Annotated in this window: 22 protein-coding genes; 1 reads left to right on the forward strand and 21 read right to left on the reverse strand. The window is 43.1% G+C overall.

Annotated features, from left to right (window positions below; all coding sequences use genetic code 11):
- Nucleotides 1–6: 6 nt before the first annotated feature.
- Complete coding sequence (gene dapB, locus FOF60_RS15955) at nt 7–807, reverse strand: 4-hydroxy-tetrahydrodipicolinate reductase (protein WP_192470402.1); 801 nt, start codon at nt 805–807, stop codon at nt 7–9.
- A gap of 14 nt (nt 808–821) precedes the next feature.
- The gene (locus FOF60_RS15960) at nt 822–1136 is read right to left on the reverse strand and encodes a nucleotide pyrophosphohydrolase (RefSeq protein ID WP_041964555.1); all 315 of its coding nucleotides are present in this window, start codon (nt 1134–1136) and stop codon (nt 822–824) included.
- Nucleotides 1137–1427: 291 nt separating this feature from the next.
- On the opposite strand from FOF60_RS15960, the gene FOF60_RS15965 reads away from it, so the two are divergent.
- Nucleotides 1428–2300, forward strand: coding sequence for a YitT family protein (locus FOF60_RS15965; protein WP_192470401.1), 873 nt, complete (start codon nt 1428–1430; stop codon nt 2298–2300).
- Between the two features lie 92 nt (nt 2301–2392).
- Here the strand turns inward: FOF60_RS15965 and FOF60_RS15970 are convergent, their stop codons facing one another.
- The 19 genes from FOF60_RS15970 to hepT form a co-directional block, all read right to left on the reverse strand.
- A complete protein-coding gene (locus FOF60_RS15970) occupies nt 2393–3070 on the reverse strand; it encodes a zinc metallopeptidase (protein ID WP_192470400.1) in 678 nt (225 codons plus the stop codon).
- A gap of 61 nt (nt 3071–3131) precedes the next feature.
- Nucleotides 3132–3929 carry a sporulation protein YpjB gene (gene ypjB / locus FOF60_RS15975; protein ID WP_192470399.1) on the reverse strand — a complete coding sequence of 266 codons (798 nt, stop codon included), beginning with the start codon at nt 3927–3929 and terminating at the stop codon, nt 3132–3134.
- A 69-nt stretch (nt 3930–3998) separates the two neighbouring features.
- Entirely contained in the window at nt 3999–4601 is a 603-nt protein-coding gene (locus FOF60_RS15980) for a lipoprotein heptaprenylglyceryl N-acetyltransferase LhaT (protein WP_192470573.1), read from the reverse strand.
- A 223-nt stretch (nt 4602–4824) separates the two neighbouring features.
- Nucleotides 4825–5583, reverse strand: a complete 759-nt coding sequence (locus FOF60_RS15985; protein WP_192470398.1) for a menaquinol-cytochrome c reductase cytochrome b/c subunit — start codon at nt 5581–5583, stop codon at nt 4825–4827.
- Nucleotides 5584–5651: 68 nt separating this feature from the next.
- Nucleotides 5652–6326 carry a menaquinol-cytochrome c reductase cytochrome b subunit gene (gene qcrB / locus FOF60_RS15990; RefSeq protein WP_102263395.1) on the reverse strand — a complete coding sequence of 225 codons (675 nt, stop codon included), beginning with the start codon at nt 6324–6326 and terminating at the stop codon, nt 5652–5654.
- A gap of 3 nt (nt 6327–6329) precedes the next feature.
- Nucleotides 6330–6836, reverse strand: coding sequence for a QcrA and Rieske domain-containing protein (locus tag FOF60_RS15995; RefSeq protein WP_102263396.1), 507 nt, complete (start codon nt 6834–6836; stop codon nt 6330–6332).
- A gap of 155 nt (nt 6837–6991) precedes the next feature.
- Nucleotides 6992–7447: a YpiF family protein gene (locus tag FOF60_RS16000; RefSeq protein WP_192470397.1), complete on the reverse strand. Its 456-nt coding sequence runs from the start codon at nt 7445–7447 to the stop codon at nt 6992–6994.
- Nucleotides 7448–8212: 765 nt separating this feature from the next.
- Complete coding sequence (locus tag FOF60_RS16005; RefSeq protein WP_192470591.1) at nt 8213–8767, reverse strand: ReoY family proteolytic degradation factor; 555 nt, start codon at nt 8765–8767, stop codon at nt 8213–8215.
- A gap of 42 nt (nt 8768–8809) precedes the next feature.
- Nucleotides 8810–10075, reverse strand: coding sequence for a tetratricopeptide repeat protein (locus FOF60_RS16010; protein WP_192470592.1), 1266 nt, complete (start codon nt 10073–10075; stop codon nt 8810–8812).
- Nucleotides 10076–10169: 94 nt separating this feature from the next.
- Nucleotides 10170–11075 carry a hypothetical protein gene (locus FOF60_RS16015; protein ID WP_192470593.1) on the reverse strand — a complete coding sequence of 302 codons (906 nt, stop codon included), beginning with the start codon at nt 11073–11075 and terminating at the stop codon, nt 10170–10172.
- Nucleotides 11076–11214: 139 nt separating this feature from the next.
- Nucleotides 11215–12507 carry a 3-phosphoshikimate 1-carboxyvinyltransferase gene (gene aroA / locus FOF60_RS16020; protein WP_192470594.1) on the reverse strand — a complete coding sequence of 431 codons (1293 nt, stop codon included), beginning with the start codon at nt 12505–12507 and terminating at the stop codon, nt 11215–11217.
- A 17-nt stretch (nt 12508–12524) separates the two neighbouring features.
- A complete protein-coding gene (locus FOF60_RS16025; RefSeq protein WP_192470595.1) occupies nt 12525–13631 on the reverse strand; it encodes a prephenate dehydrogenase in 1107 nt (368 codons plus the stop codon).
- A gap of 13 nt (nt 13632–13644) precedes the next feature.
- A complete protein-coding gene (hisC, locus tag FOF60_RS16030; protein ID WP_192470596.1) occupies nt 13645–14748 on the reverse strand; it encodes a histidinol-phosphate transaminase in 1104 nt (367 codons plus the stop codon).
- Nucleotides 14749–14852: 104 nt separating this feature from the next.
- On the reverse strand, nt 14853–15209 hold the full coding sequence (gene aroH / locus FOF60_RS16035; protein WP_192470597.1) for a chorismate mutase: 357 nt from the start codon (nt 15207–15209) through the stop codon (nt 14853–14855).
- Nucleotides 15202–16296 (reverse strand): 3-dehydroquinate synthase, encoded by a 1095-nt coding sequence (gene aroB / locus FOF60_RS16040; protein WP_192470598.1) that lies wholly within the window; start codon nt 16294–16296, stop codon nt 15202–15204. Before aroB ends, aroH begins: the two co-directional genes overlap by 8 nt.
- Before the next feature lie 2 nt (nt 16297–16298).
- Nucleotides 16299–17471 carry a chorismate synthase gene (aroC, locus tag FOF60_RS16045; RefSeq protein WP_192470599.1) on the reverse strand — a complete coding sequence of 391 codons (1173 nt, stop codon included), beginning with the start codon at nt 17469–17471 and terminating at the stop codon, nt 16299–16301.
- A gap of 255 nt (nt 17472–17726) precedes the next feature.
- Entirely contained in the window at nt 17727–18500 is a 774-nt protein-coding gene (locus tag FOF60_RS16050) for a CheR family methyltransferase (protein WP_192470757.1), read from the reverse strand.
- A 186-nt stretch (nt 18501–18686) separates the two neighbouring features.
- Nucleotides 18687–19133 carry a nucleoside-diphosphate kinase gene (ndk, locus tag FOF60_RS16055; RefSeq protein WP_102263408.1) on the reverse strand — a complete coding sequence of 149 codons (447 nt, stop codon included), beginning with the start codon at nt 19131–19133 and terminating at the stop codon, nt 18687–18689.
- 91 nt (nt 19134–19224) lie between these two features.
- Nucleotides 19225–20187, reverse strand: coding sequence for a heptaprenyl diphosphate synthase component II (gene hepT / locus FOF60_RS16060; RefSeq protein ID WP_192470600.1), 963 nt, complete (start codon nt 20185–20187; stop codon nt 19225–19227).
- Nucleotides 20188–20370: the final 183 nt, after the last annotated feature.

Below are 20370 nucleotides of genomic sequence, written 5' to 3' on the forward strand. Positions count from 1 at the left end.
TCTCCCCTATTCAATGATATTCTCTAATCCGTAAACAAAAGCGTCCATTTTCATGACTGTATCCACCGCAAGTTTGACTCCGGACATAAAGGAGCTTCGATTGTAGGAATCATGACGTATCGTCAAAGTTTGTCCGTCGGCACCGAATAATACTTGCTGATGGGCAATCAGTCCAGGCAGTCTTACAGAGTGGATGTGCATGCCTTCATAATCCGCACCGCGCGCACCTTGAATCGTTTCCTTCTCGTCAGCATGGCCCTGTTTTTTTGGTTCACGTACATCAGAGATCATTTGGGCTGTTTTGACAGCTGTGCCCGATGGTGCATCCAGCTTCTGGTCATGGTGCAGTTCGATGATTTCAACGTCACTGAAATATTTGGCTGCCATTTGTGAGAATTTCATCATCAAAACCGCCCCGACTGCAAAGTTAGGAGCGATGATACAGCCTGTTTCCTGTTCAGCGCATAGTTGTTCAAGTTCTTCAAGATCTTCCTTGCTGAACCCTGTTGTTCCTACTACGGGGCGAACTTTATATTTCAAAGCAGTCCTTGTGTGGAACATGCCTACTTCAGGTGTTGTCAAATCAATCAAGACGTCTGGCTCTACTTCCTGTAGACATTTCTCGAAATCCGTAAAAATAAAGGCATCACTCTCCGGAAACCCCTCGAGCTCGCCAAGTTTCATTCCTTCATACTTCCGGTCGACAACGCCAACGAGTTCATATGTATCCGTCCCGAGCACCAAATTGACAGCCTCTTTACCCATTCTTCCTCTTGGTCCTGCAATAACAATCTTTACTTTTTCCATATAATTAGTCTCCTTTAGCTGTCTTTTCTCGTCCAGCGGTCTTTGTCCCTTGTATTGAACTTTTCCATGACCATGTTATGCGCTTCTTCAAGGTCTATATTTAAAGAGTTGGCAAAACAAATCATAACAAACAGCATATCTCCCAGCTCTTCTTCAATTGTCTTTTCTTTTTCATCGTTTTTCTTTGGCTTTTCACCATAATAATGGTTAACCTCACGAGCCAGCTCACCGAGCTCCTCGGTCATGCGTGCAGTCAAAGCAAGCGGACTGAAGTAACCTTCTTTAAATTGGCTTATATAAGTATCCACTTCCTGCTGGAGTTCTTTCATCGTTTTATTTCCACTCAAGAAACTCACCTAACCTTTATTTGTATGTATATCTATATCGATGTTAGCTTAATGGAGGTGCTTTGACAAATATTTTTATTTCAAACTATTTATGGGCATACCAGCAATAAAGCCCTAAATCAAAATCTAAAGCTGAAACCACTGGACAAGTGTCTTGGAAAATTCCGACTCTTCAAGCTCCTCCTGTAAAAGATTGCCCTTGTTGGTTATATTTTATATAATATAAGCGCTTCATTTGGAGAATTTTAGTCGTACTTTTAGGAGGAATAAATCGTGCTGAACGGCTTAAAAATCAAAAACATCTTTTTCATTTTGCTTGGTGCGGCTATTTTTTCATTCGGTCTTGTTCATTTCAATATGCAAAATAACCTGGCAGAGGGCGGCTTCACTGGTATTACACTATTGCTTTATTTCGTATTCGGCTGGTCTCCTTCCATTACGAACTTGTTATTAAACTTGCCGCTTTTTTTCATAGGCTGGAAGCTGCTTGGCCGCAATGTATTTATCTATACAATCATAGGCACAGTAGGTGTTTCCATCTTTCTGGCAATATTCCAGAAATATCAGATTGAGATGCCCTTATATGAAGACTTATTTTTAGCTGCCTTGTTTGCCGGCGTGTTCATCGGAATCGGTCTAGGTATCATCTTCCGTTATGGGGGAACAACTGGTGGAGTCGACATTATTGCAAGACTTGCGCAGAAATATTTCGGCTGGACGATGGGCCGGACAATGTTCATGTTCGATTTTGGCGTAATCACACTTTCCCTTCTTACATATCTGAACTACAGGGAGGCCATGTATACGCTTGTGGTCGTTTTTGTAGGTGCCAGGGTAATTGACTTTATGCAGGAAGGTGCATATGCTGCAAGAGGAGCCATGATTATCTCCGATAAAAATGAGGAAATCGCAGCCAAAATCATGAAAGAAATGGATAGGGGCGTCACCAGCCTAAAAGCTGTAGGATCTTATACGAGAGCAGAAAGAGATGTTTTATACTGCGTTGTTGCCAAGAATGAAATCGTCCGATTGAAAAGCGTCATTAATTCTGTGGATCCCCACGCATTTGTATCGGTTACCGTTGTCCATGATGTACTGGGTGAAGGATTTACGCTTGATGAAAATAAGTTGCCTTTGGAAAGATAAAAACATATAGGAGCTGGGTGCCAGAGGCATTTTCAAAGTAGAAATGATCTTCCCAGACACATAAAAAAATCCGGATCTAAGTCCGGATTTTTTTATTCTTCACTAGTCATCCCTGTGTAAATCATTACTAAACGAACAAGTTCTAGTACCGCAACAGCGGCCGCAGCTACATATGTCAGTGCAGCAGCGTTCAATACTTTCTTTGTTTCTCTTTCTTCATCATTCCTGATGATTCCCGCTGAAACCACCTGTTCCATTGCACGGTTTGAAGCATTGAATTCAACCGGTAAAGTTACCAATTGGAATACAACAGCCGCTGCCATGAAAAGAATACCTAGTAAAAGCAATCCGCTTAATTGAGCGAAAATCCCAATCAGGATCAGAATCCATGAGAAGTTTGAACCTAAGCTTGCCACTGGAACAAGCGCATGGCGGAATCGAAGGAACGAGTAATCCTCAGCATCCTGAATCGCATGGCCTACTTCGTGAGCAGCGATTGCAGCTGCAGCAACTGAGTGGCCAAAAAAGTTATTTGAAGATAAACGTACAACCTTTGAACGCGGATCGTAGTGGTCACTTAAATAACCTCTGGTTTCTTCGACACCAACATTGTATAACCCGTTTTCATCGAGAATTTTACGAGCCACCTCTGCGCCCGTCATTTGGGACGAAGAAGCAACCTGTGAATATTTCTTGTATGCTCCTTTTACTTTGAATTGAGCCCATAACGGGATCAAAATAATAAGCGCAAAATAGATTATTATAGACATCTAGTACCTCCCCTTACATCTCATGATGTTATCACTATTTTATAAATACTAGATTACGGTGTCAATTCTTATGTTCTTTTTGCACATTTCTTTTTTTGTCATTGTCGCCTCTATATTTTCTCCAGCCCACATAGGACAATGTAAGAATAATGATACTTCCAGTGGAAATCATTACCCACCACAGTGAAGGGTCCGCTTCATCCTCTGTCATATCATCAAAGATGTTCTGCAAATCCGATTCAAGCATTTCAAGTTCTTCCTTGCTGGAAGCCTCTTGTAATACCTGCGGCCGATACTGGTCAATAAAACTTACTTTGGCATCAACTCTTTGGATCCTTTCCGGATTGATGTCAATCTTCATACTCGGATAAATCACATTGTATAAAGACAGGAATGAATTAAGGTTCGAATGAAATTGGTCATTGTCACCCTCATATGCAGCAGTCTTCATATCATTGAAAACCGTCATGATGGGCCCTTCCATCTCTGTCCATAATGGCTGGTGTGTGGAAGCAATCGCATCAATGACAAGCCTGAATTTTGTGACCCTGTTCATCCTTTCGGCATGTCCCAGATCTGCGTTTGCTACAGCCTCAACTGCTTCATCATGTGCCACAGTGATAATCCGCAGTTCATCCATGGTAAAAGGCCGTTCATTTCCAGTAACCAGCAAGAATTCTTCTGAAAAATGATCCAGCAGCCTGTTTGCATCTTCATACCGGTGGAGTTTAACCATTTGCAGTGCTTGGTCTGATATATTGTCTAGTTCTTCAACAGGCGACTGTGGTTCTGCGTATGCTGCGAACGGCGCAATCAATAATAATAGCACCGAAATGAATAAAAGATATTTTGCTCTCATTCCTGTCCCCCCTCTAAATACTATTAAAATGTATGAGAGGGTGGACAAGGTTAGACCAAAATTCCAGGGTTATCTTGATCTTTTTAGTGAAAGAGAGAATCGCCCCGGCCGCAGCCCGAAGTAATATCCCACGGCAATCGAGAAGATGCTCAGCCAAAATGTAAAATACCCAATCTGGTCCATGTATAAATCTAGCGTATGGTACCTTGGCATCATTTCAAAAACATAATCAATGATTTCATTATGAAGAAGTACAACCGCAGCTGCAATTAAGTGCCATGCCTTCATTCGATAAAAAGGAGCATATAAGACACCTTCCACTGCCATAGCAAAATGAGATGCCATAAGCATAAGACCGATCCAGTCCAGCTGTCCTGAAACGAAGAATACCATTAAATTCATGACTACCGCCCAAAGGCCATATTTGACTAGGCTAACAATAGCCAATGCTTCCATAAGCGGCCAGTTTTTCCCCATAAGGAAGGCCCCTAGAACGAAAACAAAAAACAAACTGGCAGTCGGACTATCAGGTACAAATAAAAGGAATTCTGCCGGCGTATCGATAAGCTGCCATTTGTACCAATAGTACCCGTAAGCCGTCCCCAAAACATTCACCCAAAATAACAGCCATAATACGGATCTATTCCCTAGCAAAGGGTATATTCTCTTGATCATTTTGACTATCTCCATTCCCAAGTTTTCTAACACTATTATTACAGTTTATAGAAAATAAACCAAGTTTTCCTTTGTTGTTTTCATTAAGTGCCATTTGTCTTTAATTCATTTCTTATCAATATTTATCTCTAAACAAATAAACTTCTTATGTAAGGATGACCCATGAATAAAATTTGCGCAAAAAAGAACCTGCAAGTTACCTTGCAGGTTCTTTGACATATTACTCGCTTAGGCCGTCGATGAATTCAGCAAGAGTCTTGAGTTCTTCATCCGTACCTTTGAAAACTGCAGGCATGCTTCCTTTACCATTCTTGGCAACGTCTGCAATTTCTTCGGCATTCATTTTTGTATCTAACAAACTTGGCGCTGTAGCACCACCGGCAAGTTCGCCGCCATGGCATGAAATACAAGTTTGCGCTTGTGCAATTTTATATCCATCAGAGTTTTTGTCGATTTCGACATCCGCAATCTGTCCCTGTTTCTTGGCTGCTTCCCAGTCATGGGTGGCAACAGATTCCCAAGTAAGGAAGAAAACTGCAGCGATTGATAACAGCATAAAGCCTGTCGCAAGCGGACGCTTAGACGGGCGACGCTCAGGTCCACGGTCAATAAATGGAGCAAGCAGAAGCGCGCCAAATGCAAGACCCGGGATGACCAATGCCCCGATAACAGTATATGGACCGGAAGCATAAGAATACTTAAGCAATTGATATAAGAATAAGAAATACCAGTCTGGCAATGGAATATACGCTGTATCAGTAGGATCGGCAATCCTCTCAAGCGGAGACGGGTGAGCTATTGTCAAGCTCAAGTATCCGATCAGGAAGACCGCACCAACCATCCATTCCTTCAACAGGAAGTTAGGCCAAAACGCTTCCGTTTTGCCAGGGTATTCCGAGTAATCCTTCGGAATATTAGGCTTACGTTCTGCAGGGACACGTGAGTCTCCTACGAACTTCATACCTTTACCACGATGCATCGAGCAATCCCCTCCTTTTTCCGTATCATTGGGCGAATTACTATTCGCACAACATTTTTAATCGAATTTTACAATGGACCAGAAATACCTTGCTTACGAATCATCAGGAAGTGCGCTCCCATCAAGCCTAGTAGTGCAGCAGGCAGGAAGAATACGTGAATCGCAAAGAAACGAGTCAAGGTTTGAGCACCAACGATCGTTGAATGTCCAGAAAGCAATATCTTAATGTATGGCCCAATCAATGGTACAGCTTCTGCAATCTGCAATGTAACCTTAGTCGCGAATAATGCTTTCATATCCCATGGAAGCAAGTATCCAGTCAAGCCAAGAGCCAGCATGACGAAGAAAATCAGAACTCCGACAACCCAGTTCAATTCACGAGGTTTCTTATAAGCGCCCTGGAAGAACACGCGAAGCGTATGTAAGAACATCATAACGATGACAAGGCTCGCTCCCCAGTGATGCATACCGCGGACAATTTGTCCGAATGCTACCTGGTTTTGAAGATAATAAACAGATTCCCATGCGTTCTTGATGTCCGGCACATAGTACATTGTCAGGAACATCCCGGATAGGATCTGAATGACAGTGATGAAAAACGTCAGACCGCCAAAGCAATACACGAACGCTGAAAAGTGGTGCGCCGGGTTAACGTGCTCTGGTACCTCATGGTCTGCGATATCGCGCCACAAAGGCGTAATATCTAAACGCTCATCTACCCAATCGTAAATTTTGTTTAACAAAGATTACGCCCCCTTTCGTGGTTCGGCTTTTCCTACATAAAGGAACCCGTCTTTTTCTTTTGTTGGATATACATCCAATGGTGCCAACGGCGGTGTGCCAGGCACGTTTGTACCGTCCTTTTCATAAAGACCGTAGTGGCAAGGACAGAAGAACATATTCGGGTTTTTCTTATCCGTATTCCAGTCTACTACACAACCAAGGTGTTTACATACTGGCGACAGGGCAATAATCTCCCCGCCTTCGTTCTTGAAAACCCAAGCAGTTCCAGTTTCTTCAGATTCATACCATGCATCTTTTTGTGTGAAAGAAAAGTTTACTTTTTGCGGTTCATTTGTGATATCTGCGATCTTCAATGGAGTCGCGATAAAATCCCCCGCATCTTCACCCTTAAGTACAGGATCAACGGCAAATCGAACCATTGGCATCAGCATCCCTGCAGCCATGAAACCGCCTACACCTGTTAGAGTATAGTTTAAGAATTGTCGTCTTGAAACACGATGCTTACTCACGCTATTCCCCCCTCTATTCCCAAGTTAAGTCCCCAACGGACATAATTTAAACACATTTTAAAACTAGGACATAACCATGATATATCAATCTCATTACAAAATCAATATAATACTATGTTGAAAACATTTTTTGCAGTGAGAAAAATAACACTGAATTATTCTTCTTCCCATTTCTCTGTGAACAGCGATAATAATTGCTTTACCTGATCATCCACTATGGCAACCTTCTGCTGCTCCTGCATATGCTCCAAAGACAAGGACGGAAGCCATAGAACATTTCCACTCAGCTCTTTTTCCTGCTGTCTCCATCGGCTGTCCGACGTCACATAAAATATATGTTTAAATTGCTTCTCCAAGAGAGTGTTCTCCCACTCCTTCAAAGCGTTCAAGCTTCCCTCATTTTCCTTTATGTATACAAAATCAGGCAAAAGGAAGATTCGGCCCCGAAACTGCTTCTCCAGCTGTGATGTAAGGATTCCAATGAATTCCGCCATCGAAGCATTTTGCTTCATATCCTCACCAAAAGAAACTGGCAAGAGCGGGACGATTACAGTGTCTACATACTCAGCAGCTTTCTGATACATTTCTACATCTGCTGCCACCCATTTCATAATACCATCTCCATCATTCTATTAGGCTTAGTCATAAACAAAGGCTATCTCTCGTCCTTTATTTACACCTTTCTATAATATCATGATTAAAATTAGTTTTCGAATCGTTTGATGGCTTGGGGGGACTTAGGTTTCAACTTTTGAGATGGTGTCCGATGTTGGTCGGGGTCGGACAAAAATGCGGGTTCTCTTCGTTAATCGTACCCTTATGCAGCGCTTTCAACTTCTATAAGGGTACAATTCCGAGTTAATCGTACCCTTATGCTGCCCTTTCCACTTCTATAAGGGTACAATTCCGAGTTAATCGTACCCTTATGCTGCCCTTTCCACTTCTATAAGGGTACAATTCTGGGCTAGTCGTACCCTTATGCAGCCCTTTCGACTTCTATAAGGGTACATTTCCGAGCTAATCGTACCCTTATGCAGCCCTTTCGACTTCTATAAGGGTACAATTCTGAGCTAATCGTACCCTTATGCTGCCCTTTCAACTCCGATAAGGGTACATTTCTGAGCTAATCGTACCCTTATGCAGCCCTTTCGACTTCTATAAGGGTACAATTCTGGGCTAGTCGTACCCTTATGCAAGCAACTTTGTACCATAAGGGTACCGTTCAAGCCAATAGATACCCTTACGCATGCTTTTCCTCCACATACGCCACCTCAGGATCAGGCAAATCCGTAACTTTTCCTTAAGCCTTCAGACCGCATACAGGATGTCACCCACACAAAATCTGGCAAAATAAAAAGCCTGCTATCAAAAGCAAGCTAAAATGAGTTGACGGTACCCAATCTTTTTAATTGTTCAGTGAGATGTTCGAAAGCCTCCTGGTCCTGGCTGTCCAGTGCCTCATCGATCATGGTAAGCAGTTTGTCTTTTTGGAACTTTTGAATGCTTTCTTCAAGAAATCTTTCTGCTACCATCTTGTCACTTTCGCTAATTTGGAGCTGACCCGGAACATAAGGGTTTTCTTCCAGCACGGCCGCAAATTGGTGGGCTTTGTTTGAAGCGTGGAAATTCAATTGGATGTAAATTTCTTCTTCCCTGTTCAAGCGAATGTCGTGGAAAGACTTTTCTGCATCTGTCGTCATCACATTTTCTTTAAAGAACCTGAAAGGCACTTCATCCACGCAATGGGTCGACATCACTAATCCCCTTGGACAATACTGTGCATTTTCCACAAAATGCACCTTTTCCATCAGCTGGTCATGGCTCATCAAGTAGTTAAGGATCCAAACGCATTCCCGCCTTTTAAGCTGGTAATGGTTCAAAAACCAGCGGATGAAATCCTTTTTCTCGTTGACAGATACAGGGGTTGTCATTTTTGAATCCCTCCTCTGCATAACTCAAATTTTTTGTTAAAATTACTGATTCTCCGTCAAGCGTTCCAATAACTCACGGAATTCTTCATTGCCAGGTTCTTTTTCAACTAACTTACTAAAAATTTCGGCGGCGTCGGCCATTTTTCCTTCTTCAATTAAAAAATATCCGTAGTCTGACAAAAATTCTTTGTTGTCTTTAAAGAAAGTATATGCTAGTTGGTATTTGTTTAATGACTGTGAAAATTCTTCAATTTGCTGATAAGCAATTGCCTCATCCCAAAGAATCTGTGGTTCCTCTTCTTCTTCGTGGATGTCAGCTGCACGCACCAGCTCAAGTACATCTTCATAGCGCTCCTGCTTAAGCAGCAGTTTGTTCAGGACAAGGACTCCTTCCATAAACCCTGGATCCAGAGCGATTGCTTCACGAAGCAATTTCTCAGCAGCTTCCTCATCAGGAATCTTAAGTGCCAATTTGCCGCCATAAAAGTATAAATCTTTATTGAACTCATCCTGATCGATACCCTGTTTAACAGCTTCGAACGCCTCTTCGGCCATTTCCTCTCGCTCATAGGCTTTTGCCAGATAGAGATAGAGCGAATGGTATTCAGGATCAAGAGCTTTAAGTTCCTCAAACTTGTCAATCGCTGTTTTATTATAGCCTGCCTGGAGGGCTGTAAAAGCAAAACCGAACAAAGTATTAATTTCCAGCTTTTGCTCAAGCGCTTTTTCGTAAAAAACGAGAGCTTCCTCGAACGAACCGCCAGCACTTAATGATTCAGCCAATCTCTGATTAATATTCACTCCGCCAATTTCTTCATGCGACTTAAGGGCTGTCTCATAAAACTGTATTGCTTCAATAAGTTTTCCCTGGTGGGCATATAACTCACCAAGAGCAAAGTCAATTACTGGCTCCTCCGGTAATAACCTCTTGGCCTCAAGGAGTTTCTTTTCACTCACCTCAAACAGACCCTCCATCTGATACAGGTCTGCCAGCAGAAGCAACGCTTGTGGAAAAGAAGGGTCATCTTCATCTACCCTTTCAAGAGATAGCATAGCCTCTTCCTCTTTCCCCATTTCAATCTGAGCTTCAGCGAGCAGAACATGGAGTTCGCCTTCGTCCGGATAATTCTTCAATAAACTTTCAATCAAAGCCTCTGTTTCTTCAATGAAACCGAACCGGAACAACTCCTCAGAGAGAAGGAATTTTTCTTCGTCGCTTCCTTTTTCAAGAATGCCTTTATAAGCAGCCATTGCTTTTTCAAGATATCCATTTTCAATATAAGTTGTTATTTCATTTACTCCGACCATTTTTATCATCCTACCCTTACTTTAGGCTTTGCATTATTTGCCGGTTGGCCTGAAGCTGTCTGATCAGCAATTCATTCTTGAACCAGCGTGCCCTTTAATAATTGTCTGTAAAAAATCCTGGTGTCTTAATTATAACATTCTCTCCCTTTCCTGGCCGATAATAAACCTCGTCCCCGGCGCGAATGACTTTTCCCTTATCGACAGTGACGGCCAGATGCTTCGATTGAAAAAACAACCCATGTTCATCACGATGTTTGGTTTCCGCGTTTATATTGTAAAGATTATAGCTGAGTTCTCCGCCACTGTGCAGATTTGATTTTTCTGGGAAGATGCCAGTTTTCTTTAAAATCGACCTTGAAACGGGGCCCGGGGTCGCTAGATCTTCATCCACCGAGGGGACCCTTTCTTTTTTCATCAAATCACTCCAGGCATTTAGCTGCAGCTGTCTCCCTTTTTTATGCTTGTTTTCAGGAAAGACTGGAATGATCGGACAGTTATAAGGAAACAGCGCTTCCTTGATCCATCCCCACGGCATCGCCGCCAATTTGTCCATTTCATCGATTTCCAGAAAGATCGCTGGTATTTTCAGTTTTTTACATTTCCTGATAAATCCAGGATTCATCAAGCGCGGCGGGATACTAACCCCAAGAACAAAGTCAATTGGGCTGTCTAAATAATGACTTTTCGCCTGATTAAGCTTTTCTTCAAGCTGCCGTTCAAATTGAATTTTGACTGTAGTGAAAACAACTGTGCTGCCCTTCATTATAAAGTTCTTCAGATAGTATTCTTTTCTCTCTTTAAAAGATTCTTTTACAGGGAGATTCGGATCAAAGAGGACATGAGTCGGGGTCATTATATATTTGTCCGCATCCATCCTCATATAGTTATAACGTTCAAAGTTGGATGTTGCAGATAAGATTCGCTGGCCCTCCACCAGCATGCTTGTATCTATGAAGGCTTGTCCTTTCAAGAGATGGACATTTTCTATAATGTAAGCCATAAAACCACTCCTTTAACGGTCTTATGACAAACTATGCTGAAATTACGAGAATATAACGGAGTTTCTTTTAGTTTTACATGTAAATAGACAGAAGGCCATCCATTCCTCATGATTGGCCTTCCTTCAGGAAAATACTATATTATTTTTGCAGCAAGGAATACAAATCATCAAAGAATCCCGGATAAGATACGGCGACCGCTTCACTTTGCTCTAGGATGACATCCCTTTTACAAAGAAGCGCGGCGATTGACAGCATCATTCCAATCCTGTGGTCACCGTGTGCTGACACAGTGCCGCCTTGAAGGCTTTGATTCCCTTGTATAATCATGCCATCATCTGTAGCCTCTATGTCCGCCCCGAGCTTCTTTAGTTCATTGACAACGGTATCAATGCGATTTGTTTCCTTCACCTTCAACTCCCCGGCATCCTTAATGACCGTCTTGCCCTCGGCCTGTGTTGCCAGCAAAGCAATGACTGGGATTTCATCGATTAATCGAGGAATCAGGTCGCCTTCAATTATTGTGCCCCTCAATTCTGAATGTTTTATTCTTATATCTCCAGCTGGTTCAGCTGATTCACCCTCGTAAGGTTCGACTATGAAGTCGGCTCCCATTGCTCTTAGCACATCGATTATTCCGGTTCTTGTCGGATTTAGCCCAACGTTCCGCAGAATGATATCACTGCCAGGAACGACAGCGGCTGCGACCAGAAAAAAGGCAGCGGATGAAATATCACCAGGAACATTTATATCAGTCCCCTTCAGCATTTGTCCGCCGGTTACCTTTACGGCATTCTCCTTACGTTCTACCTGGCCGCCAAATTGCTTGATCATCCGCTCGGTATGATCCCTTGTTTTCACGGGCTCAACAACTACTGTCTCACCTTCAGCCTGCAAACCGGCTAGCAGGATCGCTGATTTTACCTGCGCACTGGCAACTGGCAGTTCATATGTAATCCCATTTAATTTTTGGCCTTGCACTGTCAGCGGAGTGAATTCCCCATTATTCCTTCCCGTAATGCTTGCTCCCATTTTGCTGAGAGGAAGGGTCACTCTCGTCATTGGCCTTCTCGCGATTGATTCGTCACCTTCAAGAGTGGATTTAAACGGCAAGCCCGAAAGGATTCCCATCATCAGCCGTATGGTTGTTCCGGAATTTCCGACATACAGTGTTTCCTGAGGCTGTCTTAACCCCGCCGTACCTTTTCCTGTAACTGTTACATCGCTGCCGTTCTGGACAATTTCAACACCGAGCTGCCGGAAGCAGGAAATCGTACTTAAACAATCTTCTCCGGGCAGGAAGTTTTCAATACGGGTGACTCCGTTGGCTATCGACCCGAACATGACTGCTCTATGCGAAATGGATTTATCACCAGGTACTTTAACTTGCCCCTCCAAAGAGGTTCTATTTGTTAAAAGAGTTTTCACTGACATTTTTCTGCTCCTTAAGTCTACTCTGCAACAGACATTTCATAGTCTGTCTTTTTTCCAATACATTCTTGTGCCCTGGCACGGTCGTCAGGCGTCTGGAAACTGATCACCAGTACCCCGTATATATCTTCACGAGTTTCTATGATTCTGATATTCGTTATACTGATGTTTTCCACTGCTAGATATCCGGTGACTTCAGAAATCACCCCTGGATAGTCAGGGACATCCACAAACAGATCATAAAAGCTTGGAATAGCCCCTTTGTCGCTTACCGGGAGGCCATCCCGATATTTTTTGGCTGTATCAAAAAAATCAAAGATCCTGTCCTGTTCATTAGCTACCAGCAATTCTTTTACCCGGCTCATTTCATCTTGCCAGTCAGTTAACAGCGAAATGAGGACCTCCCGGTTTTGAAGCAGGATGTCTCTCCACATCTGCGGATTACTTGATGCGATTCGGGTTATATCCCTGAACCCTCCAGCAGCCAGACGGTTGACGAGAGGATTACCTTCGTCCGCCCGTGATGCCTGGTGGACGAGGGAAGCTGCTATTATATGTGGAAAATGGCTGACAACTCCTGTTAGATAGTCATGTTCTTCAGGTGAAACATCCAGGAACTTTGCCCTCGTGCCAGAAAGCCAGGCTTTTAGCCGGTCTACCGTCTCACTTCTGACTGTAGTCTCAGGTGTAAGAAGATAGAATGCATTTTCAAACAGGATTCTTTTGGCTGCGGCAACACCGCTTTTATGGGAACCGGCCATTGGATGGCCGCCAATGAAGGCAATTCCTTTTGATCTCAGGCACGCGGCCTTAGTTGAAATATATCCCTTTGTACTGCCGGTGTCGGTAACAATGACCTCATCTTTCAGTTGCAATGTAGCTAATAGGCCAATTATGTTTTCGGTGGCCAATACCGGAGTCGCAATAATGATTAAGTCCGCCTCCGGTGCTTCCGCCTCTATACTGACTGCTGCACGGTCAATGACACCCAGCATCTTGGCCAGATCCATTTGATTTTTATCGGCATCCAAGCCAATTAGTTCTGCCTGCGGATGCTGCCCTTTTATACACATTGCCAGAGAGCCGCCAATCAAACCAAGACCAATGATCAATACGCGGCCTTCCATAAAATCAACACCCTTATTTAGATATTACAGTATCAATACTCAAGTATTCTTTGATCAATTCAATTACACCTTGGTTTTGTTCTTTTGAGCCAATGGTAATCCTTACACAGGTTGGGAATCCAAGTGCTGTACCGGAACGCACAATATAACCTCTTTCAAGCAGGTATTGAAAAACCTCCTGGCCATCCCTGTTAAAATCGATCAAGATGAAGTTGCCTTCCGATGGGAAATATTTTAACTCTGTACGATCACAAAAATCATAAAATTGCTGGAGGCCGTTTTTGTTTTCGATTTTACATTCATCTACAAATTTTTGGTCACCAAGCGCTGCTATTGCAGCTGCCTGCGCCAATGTATTGACATTGAATGGCTCTCTTGCCGGTTCAAGTGCCCTGATGGTATCTTCGTGGGCGATTCCATAACCAACCCGAAAACTGGCCAGGCCGTATATTTTGGAAAATGTCCGCAGGATAATCAAGTTTTTATACTGCTCTAATAGACTCAGGGAATCATGATAATCTTCCGCTGTCACATATTCAAAATAAGCTTCATCAAGCACGACAAGCACATCGCTTGGTACCCGTGCCATAAACGCTGTTAATTCTTCTTCGGTTATATAGACACCTGTCGGATTATTCGGAGAGCATAACCAGACAACTGTTGTCCGATCATCAATGGCAGCAGCCATCCCCTCCAAGTTATGAGCACCGTCCACTAATGGAATTTCTGTTATTTCACAGCCTTCGATAATTCCATTGTGCTTATACTGCGGAAAAGTCGGAGCGGCCATCACAGTTTTTGACTCAGGTGTAAGCAAGCCGCGGGCAATCATTTGGATGATTTCATCCGACCCGTTGCCAAAAATGATTTGTGCTTCCTTTACACCTAAATGGTCTGCCAAATGTGTACGAAGCTCGGTTGCATATCCATCTGGGTATATTGAATACTTACCAGCATAATTTGCGATTTCATTTTGCACTTTTTCTGAAGATCCAAATGGATTCTCATTTGATGCCAATTTTACAATCTCGGATAAACCATACTGCCTTTTCACTTCACTGATCGATTTACCAGGCTGATACGGGTTTAATTTTAGTAGCTGCTCTTTCCATCTCATCTAATCCACCTCGACTATTCTACTCTTTAATCCACTATCTAATTAAAGTAATAAAGAACATGAGCCTATCATACACTGTTTTGGCGCTGCAAAAAAGGATTAAGTTATAAATCAGGTCGTAATCCTGCAGCTCCCTCAAGGTAAATATGCTTGATCTCTTCCTGTGGTTTCTCAGTGTTGAAATGAATCATGACTCTGATACACTTCTGCAGCGAGCCGGGAACTGATAATTCTTGCATACACATGACCGGAACATAGGTCCAGCCGTCCAAATTTCTTAAAGCCCTTGCCGGAAAGGCTGCATCAACATCATCAGTAGCAGAAATGAAAATTGAAGCAACATCATTCGGTGTAATATCGTTGGCAGCGACTGCTTCTTTTAAAAGTCTTTCAGCAGCTGTTATGATTTCTTGTTCATCATTTTTGTTTACTGTAATAGCTCCTCTTACTCCCCTAATCATGTAACTCCCCCTCTTCTGCAAACTTCATCAGGTTCATCCTTAATACCTTTTCCTCGACTTCCTTGAGGGAAGGCACTCCGAGCTTTTCAAGTAATACGAAACGGATTGCCCCATTAACAGTTTTTTTATCCTGCTTCATTCTTTCCAGCAACTGTTCCGAAGAGAGTCCCGCTGGAATCTTGGTTATATATCCAAGATTGTTAAGCCAGTTCGTGAATGCTTTTACATCGAAATCAAGATCAAGCAATTGTTTGCTTAATTGAAGGGCAAATACCATCCCGATTGCTACAGCCTCCCCGTGAGTAACTTTTCCGTAACCTGCTTCGGCTTCAATTGCGTGGCCAAGAGTGTGCCCGAAATTCAAAAATGCACGAATTCCGGTCTCCCTCTCATCTTCTGCGACAACAGATCCTTTAATTTGGATGCCCTTCGTCAAAAACTCAAGCAATTGTGAATCATTCATTTTATCCAATGAATAGATTTCTTCTTTAAGCCAAAAATAAAAGTTTTCATCTCTTATCAGGGAGTGCTTGATTACTTCCGCAAAGCCGGATCGAACTTCATGTTCAGGGAGTGTTTGCAGGAAATCCAAATCATAGACGACAGCTTCGGGTTGATGGAAGGCCCCAATCATATTCTTGCCTAATGGGTGGTTGATTGCCACCTTCCCTCCCACGGCACTATCATGAGCAAGAATAGTGGTCGGGACTTGTATGAAGCGGATTCCCCTCATATAAGTTGCGGCCACAAACCCTGCCAAATCTCCGACTGCCCCGCCGCCAAAAGAGATGATCAGCGACTTCCTGTCAAGTTTATTTTCAAGCGCTGAAGTAAGACAATCCTGATAAACATCGAACGTTTTCGCTTTTTCCCCTGATGGGACGATTTTTTCAAAAATTCTTTCCAGGCCTGTGTGTTTGTAAAATGAATCAAGATGGTGCTTGGCGACTGTTCCATCAGTAATAATCATGATCGATGTATATTTGTCTTCAGTCTCTTGAACAATACTTCGCAGTTGACGAATAGCACCATTACCAATATAAACAGGATAGGTTTTTGTGCTTGCAACGATATTCACTTGCTGCATTTTTAAAAGTCCCTCGCAGTCCTTCTTTGCTCTTCGATTGATGCCTTTAATGTGTCAAATCGATCTGAGTAAAATTGGTCGACGATGACTGAAGCAAGTTCCCAGGCAACAACGCTTTCAGCAACCACTGCAGCAGCAGGGACAGCACAGGCATCTGATCGTTCAATACTCGCAGCAAAAGGTTCCTTGGAATCAATATCGACACTCATCAATGGCTTGTAAAGAGTCGGGATCGGTTTCATTACACCACGGACAACGATTGGCATGCCCGTTGTCATCCCGCCTTCAAGGCCTCCAAGCCGGTTCGTTTTCCGGTAGTATCCACTGCCCTCTTCCCAGGCAATCTCATCATGTACCTGGCTGCCAGGCCTTCTGGCTGCTTCGAAGCCAATACCGATCTCCACACCTTTGAAAGCATTGATGCTCATAATGGCCGCAGCAAGCTTCCCATCAAGCTTGCGGTCATAATGGACATAGCTGCCCACTCCAGCAGGCATACCCTCGGCTATTACCTCAACGACACCGCCAATAGAATCTCCATTTTGCTTCGCGTCATCAATTGCTGCCATCATTTTTGTCCCAGCTTCAGGATCGAAGCATCTGACCGGTGAAGCTTCTGTTACTTCTTTAAGCTGTTCCAGTGAAACGAAATCCTGCTTTTCAGCTATCACACCGCCAATTTCAACAACATGGGCAACCAACTCGATACCCAGCAGTGATAGCAGTTTTTTTGCGGCAGCACCTGCTGCGACCCTGACAGTCGTTTCCCTGGCAGATGAACGTTCGAGAACATTCCTCATATCCCGATGGCCATACTTAATTGCCCCATTTAAGTCTGCATGACCAGGTCGAGGACGTGAAATCTTCCTTTTGACTTCATCAGAGGATAGGTCATCGAGCGGTTCCTGTCCCATAATCCCGGTCCAGTGCTTCCAATCATTATTTTCTACAACAAGGGCAATCGGCGAACCTAATGTATACCCATGCCGAATCCCTGAAGTGATCTGCACCTGATCCTTTTCAATTTGCATCCTTCTTCCGCGGCCATAGCCTTTCTGCCTGCGCGCCAGCTCTTGGTTTATATCTTCTGCCACGAGCGGCATGCCTGCTGGCATTCCCTCTATAATCGTCGTTAGCTGCGGTCCATGTGATTCTCCAGCTGTTAAATACCTCATACGCTTTCCCCCTTCAACTCGCTAAAGGATTTGTTTTACTATATCATACAGTTAAAAATAAATAAATTAAAAATTATGAAATATGTATTATTCCATTTAAAGAATGAAGTCATTTTATCATGAAGCCTGTTGACTCGCAAAAAACAATCTCCCCGACTTCAATATCCGATTGAGATCTGGAACTAGATCTGCGGCGTTATACACCCTCATTCTCGGGACAAAGGAAGAAGGAGCTCGGTTACCCGGCTCCTCCTATTATTTCTTTCTGTAAAAGAAAGTATCTGCAGTTTCAAAGTTATATGTGCCAGGGTTGAAGATTTGTTCTGTGCTTCCCACAAACAAAATCCCGCCAGGCCTTAATGCTGCACTGAATTTATGGTAAATACTTTCCTTTGCCTCCTCGGTAAAATAAATGAGGACATTGCGGCAGACAATTAAATCAAAAGGTCCGCCAAAATGGTCGGCAAGCAAATTTTGCTTTTTAAAGGTTACAGTCTTCTTAATGTCATCTTCCACAGCATAATAAGATCCATCCTGCCGAAAAAACTTTTTAACCATTTCTTCAGGGGCTTCATTCAATGCCCTTTCTGAATAAACTCCGAGCTTGGCTTTTGCAAGTACGTTATCATCAATATCTGTCGCAAGAATTTGGATCTTCGATAATGGCAAATGCTTTGACAGCACCATTGATAAGGTATAAGGCTCTTCTCCAGTTGAGCAGGCTGCGCTCCAGATTTTCGGCTTTGGATTTTTGCTTAACAACTCTGGAATCATCGATTGATCGAGGACTTCCCACCGCTTTGCGTTTCTATAAAACTCGGAGACATTGATTGTCATTCGATCCAAAAATTCGTTCATGAGCTGCTTGTCATTGTCCAGAGCCTGGAAAAACTCTTTGAAAGATGAGTAGCCCTTCTTTTGATAGAGTGAAGTCAACCTTCTTTTCATTTGGGCTTCTTTGTATAGAGCAAGGTTTATACCAGTCTTCTGGTAGATTTTCGAAATAAACTGTTCATAGTCTTGCGGCATCATTTTGCTCCCTCTCGGTACTAGAAAAAGTTGGACATTTTCATTATATCGAAAATTGATATTTAGAGTGAGATATTTTTTCATATGTCTGGAAAAACCGATAGGTGTAGTGATAGGGAAATTACATAAGTGATAGAACCTGTAAAAAAAAGGACACTTGCTATTCACAAGTGTCCAGGGGTTATTTTAGTAAACCCACTCGTTGATTAATTTGCTGTATTCAGCAAGTTCTTCTTGTTTGAAGAATAGTCCGATTTCACGCTCTGCACTTTCTGGTGAGTCAGATCCGTGAATTACGTTCTTGCCTACAGTAACCCCGAAGTCTCCGCGGATTGTTCCAGGAGCTGCATCCTTAGGGTTAGTTGCACCCATCATCTGGCGTGCTGTAGAAATAACATTCTCTCCCTGCCATACCATAGCGAATACTGGGCCTGAAGTAATGAAGTCTACTAATTCACCGAAGAATGGACGCTCTTTATGTTCGCCGTAATGCTCTTCAGCAAGTTCTCTTGGGATGTTCATAAGTTTTGCGCCAACAAGCTGGAAGCCTTTCTTTTCGAAACGGGCTACAACTTCACCAATCAGGTTGCGCTGTACACCGTCAGGCTTTACCATCAAATAAGTCTTTTCCATGAGTTCCACTCCTAATTCATATATGTATGTGAACCGCTTACAAAAGCAATCCTTAGAAATAGTATCATTTTTTTGAAAAATTCGCAACTTGCTAATACTTGCGTTTCCCGATGAACCTGGCGATATCGCGCAATGACTTCTTGGCCTTATTAGATGGGAGCTCTTCAAGGATTTCAAGGGCCTTATCCAGGTAACGGTCACTGATTTTCAGTGATTTTTCAATCGCACCGGAATCCTGAACAAGCTTAAGTATTTCATTAAGTTCTTCTCTTGGCATGCCCTCATGTACATTCCTGATGCGGCTTTTGATGTATTCGTCCTGCATTGCGTACAGTACAGGAAGAGTTATATTCCCCTGCAGAAGGTCCCCGCCAGCAGGCTTCCCAAGTTCTTTTTCTGTACCAGTGAAATCCAGCACGTCATCGGTGATCTGGAAGGACATACCGACATAGTAGCCAAACTTATACAATTTACGGTGGTCCTGTTCAGGAACTCCTGATACTACCGCACCAAGCTGACAGCTCGCTGCAATAAGAAGAGCAGTCTTCCGCTTGATTCTCAGCAAGTAATTACGCAGGTTCTGGTCAAAATTATATTTATCTTTTATCTGTTCTATTTCGCCAACACTTAGTTCGACTATTGTATCAGAGAGGATTTGGTGTGCTGTCGGATTTTTGATGTCAGTCATAAGCTCCAACGCCCTGGCAAAAATATAATCCCCAGTATACATCGCAATCCTGTTATCCCATTTTGCTTTGATTGTCGCCTGCCCTCTGCGCAATTCAGCATCGTCGATTACGTCATCATGGACCAGGGAGGCCATATGGATGAGTTCAAGTGAGACTGCTGCATCCTTGATGATATTGATATCATAATCACCGAATTTTCCGCCGAGGAGAACAAAAACGGGCCTGATCCGTTTCCCGCCGGCTTTAAGCAAGTGCAGGCTAGCCTGGCTTAGCAGCTGGGAATCCGCCTGGATCGCTTCTTCCAGTTCTCTTTCTATCAATGTCAAATCAGAATTCAAATATGTATATAGTAACTTCATCTTCATAATTATCCACCCAGCTTTTACATCCTCGATATCATTGATGCTGCTTTGACCGTCCTTTTCGGCGCCTCAATGCATTCAGGAGATTTCTATTATGCTTGGAGCTTTAACGGCCAAGCTAATTAATTTCTCTACATCCGGACCCATTCTGATAGCCTCTTCGCTATCATCAACATTGCCGTAATA

The sequence above is a fragment of the Mesobacillus jeotgali genome (assembly GCF_014856545.2).
In the GTDB taxonomy this organism is placed as follows: Bacteria; Bacillota; Bacilli; order Bacillales; family Cytobacillaceae; genus Mesobacillus.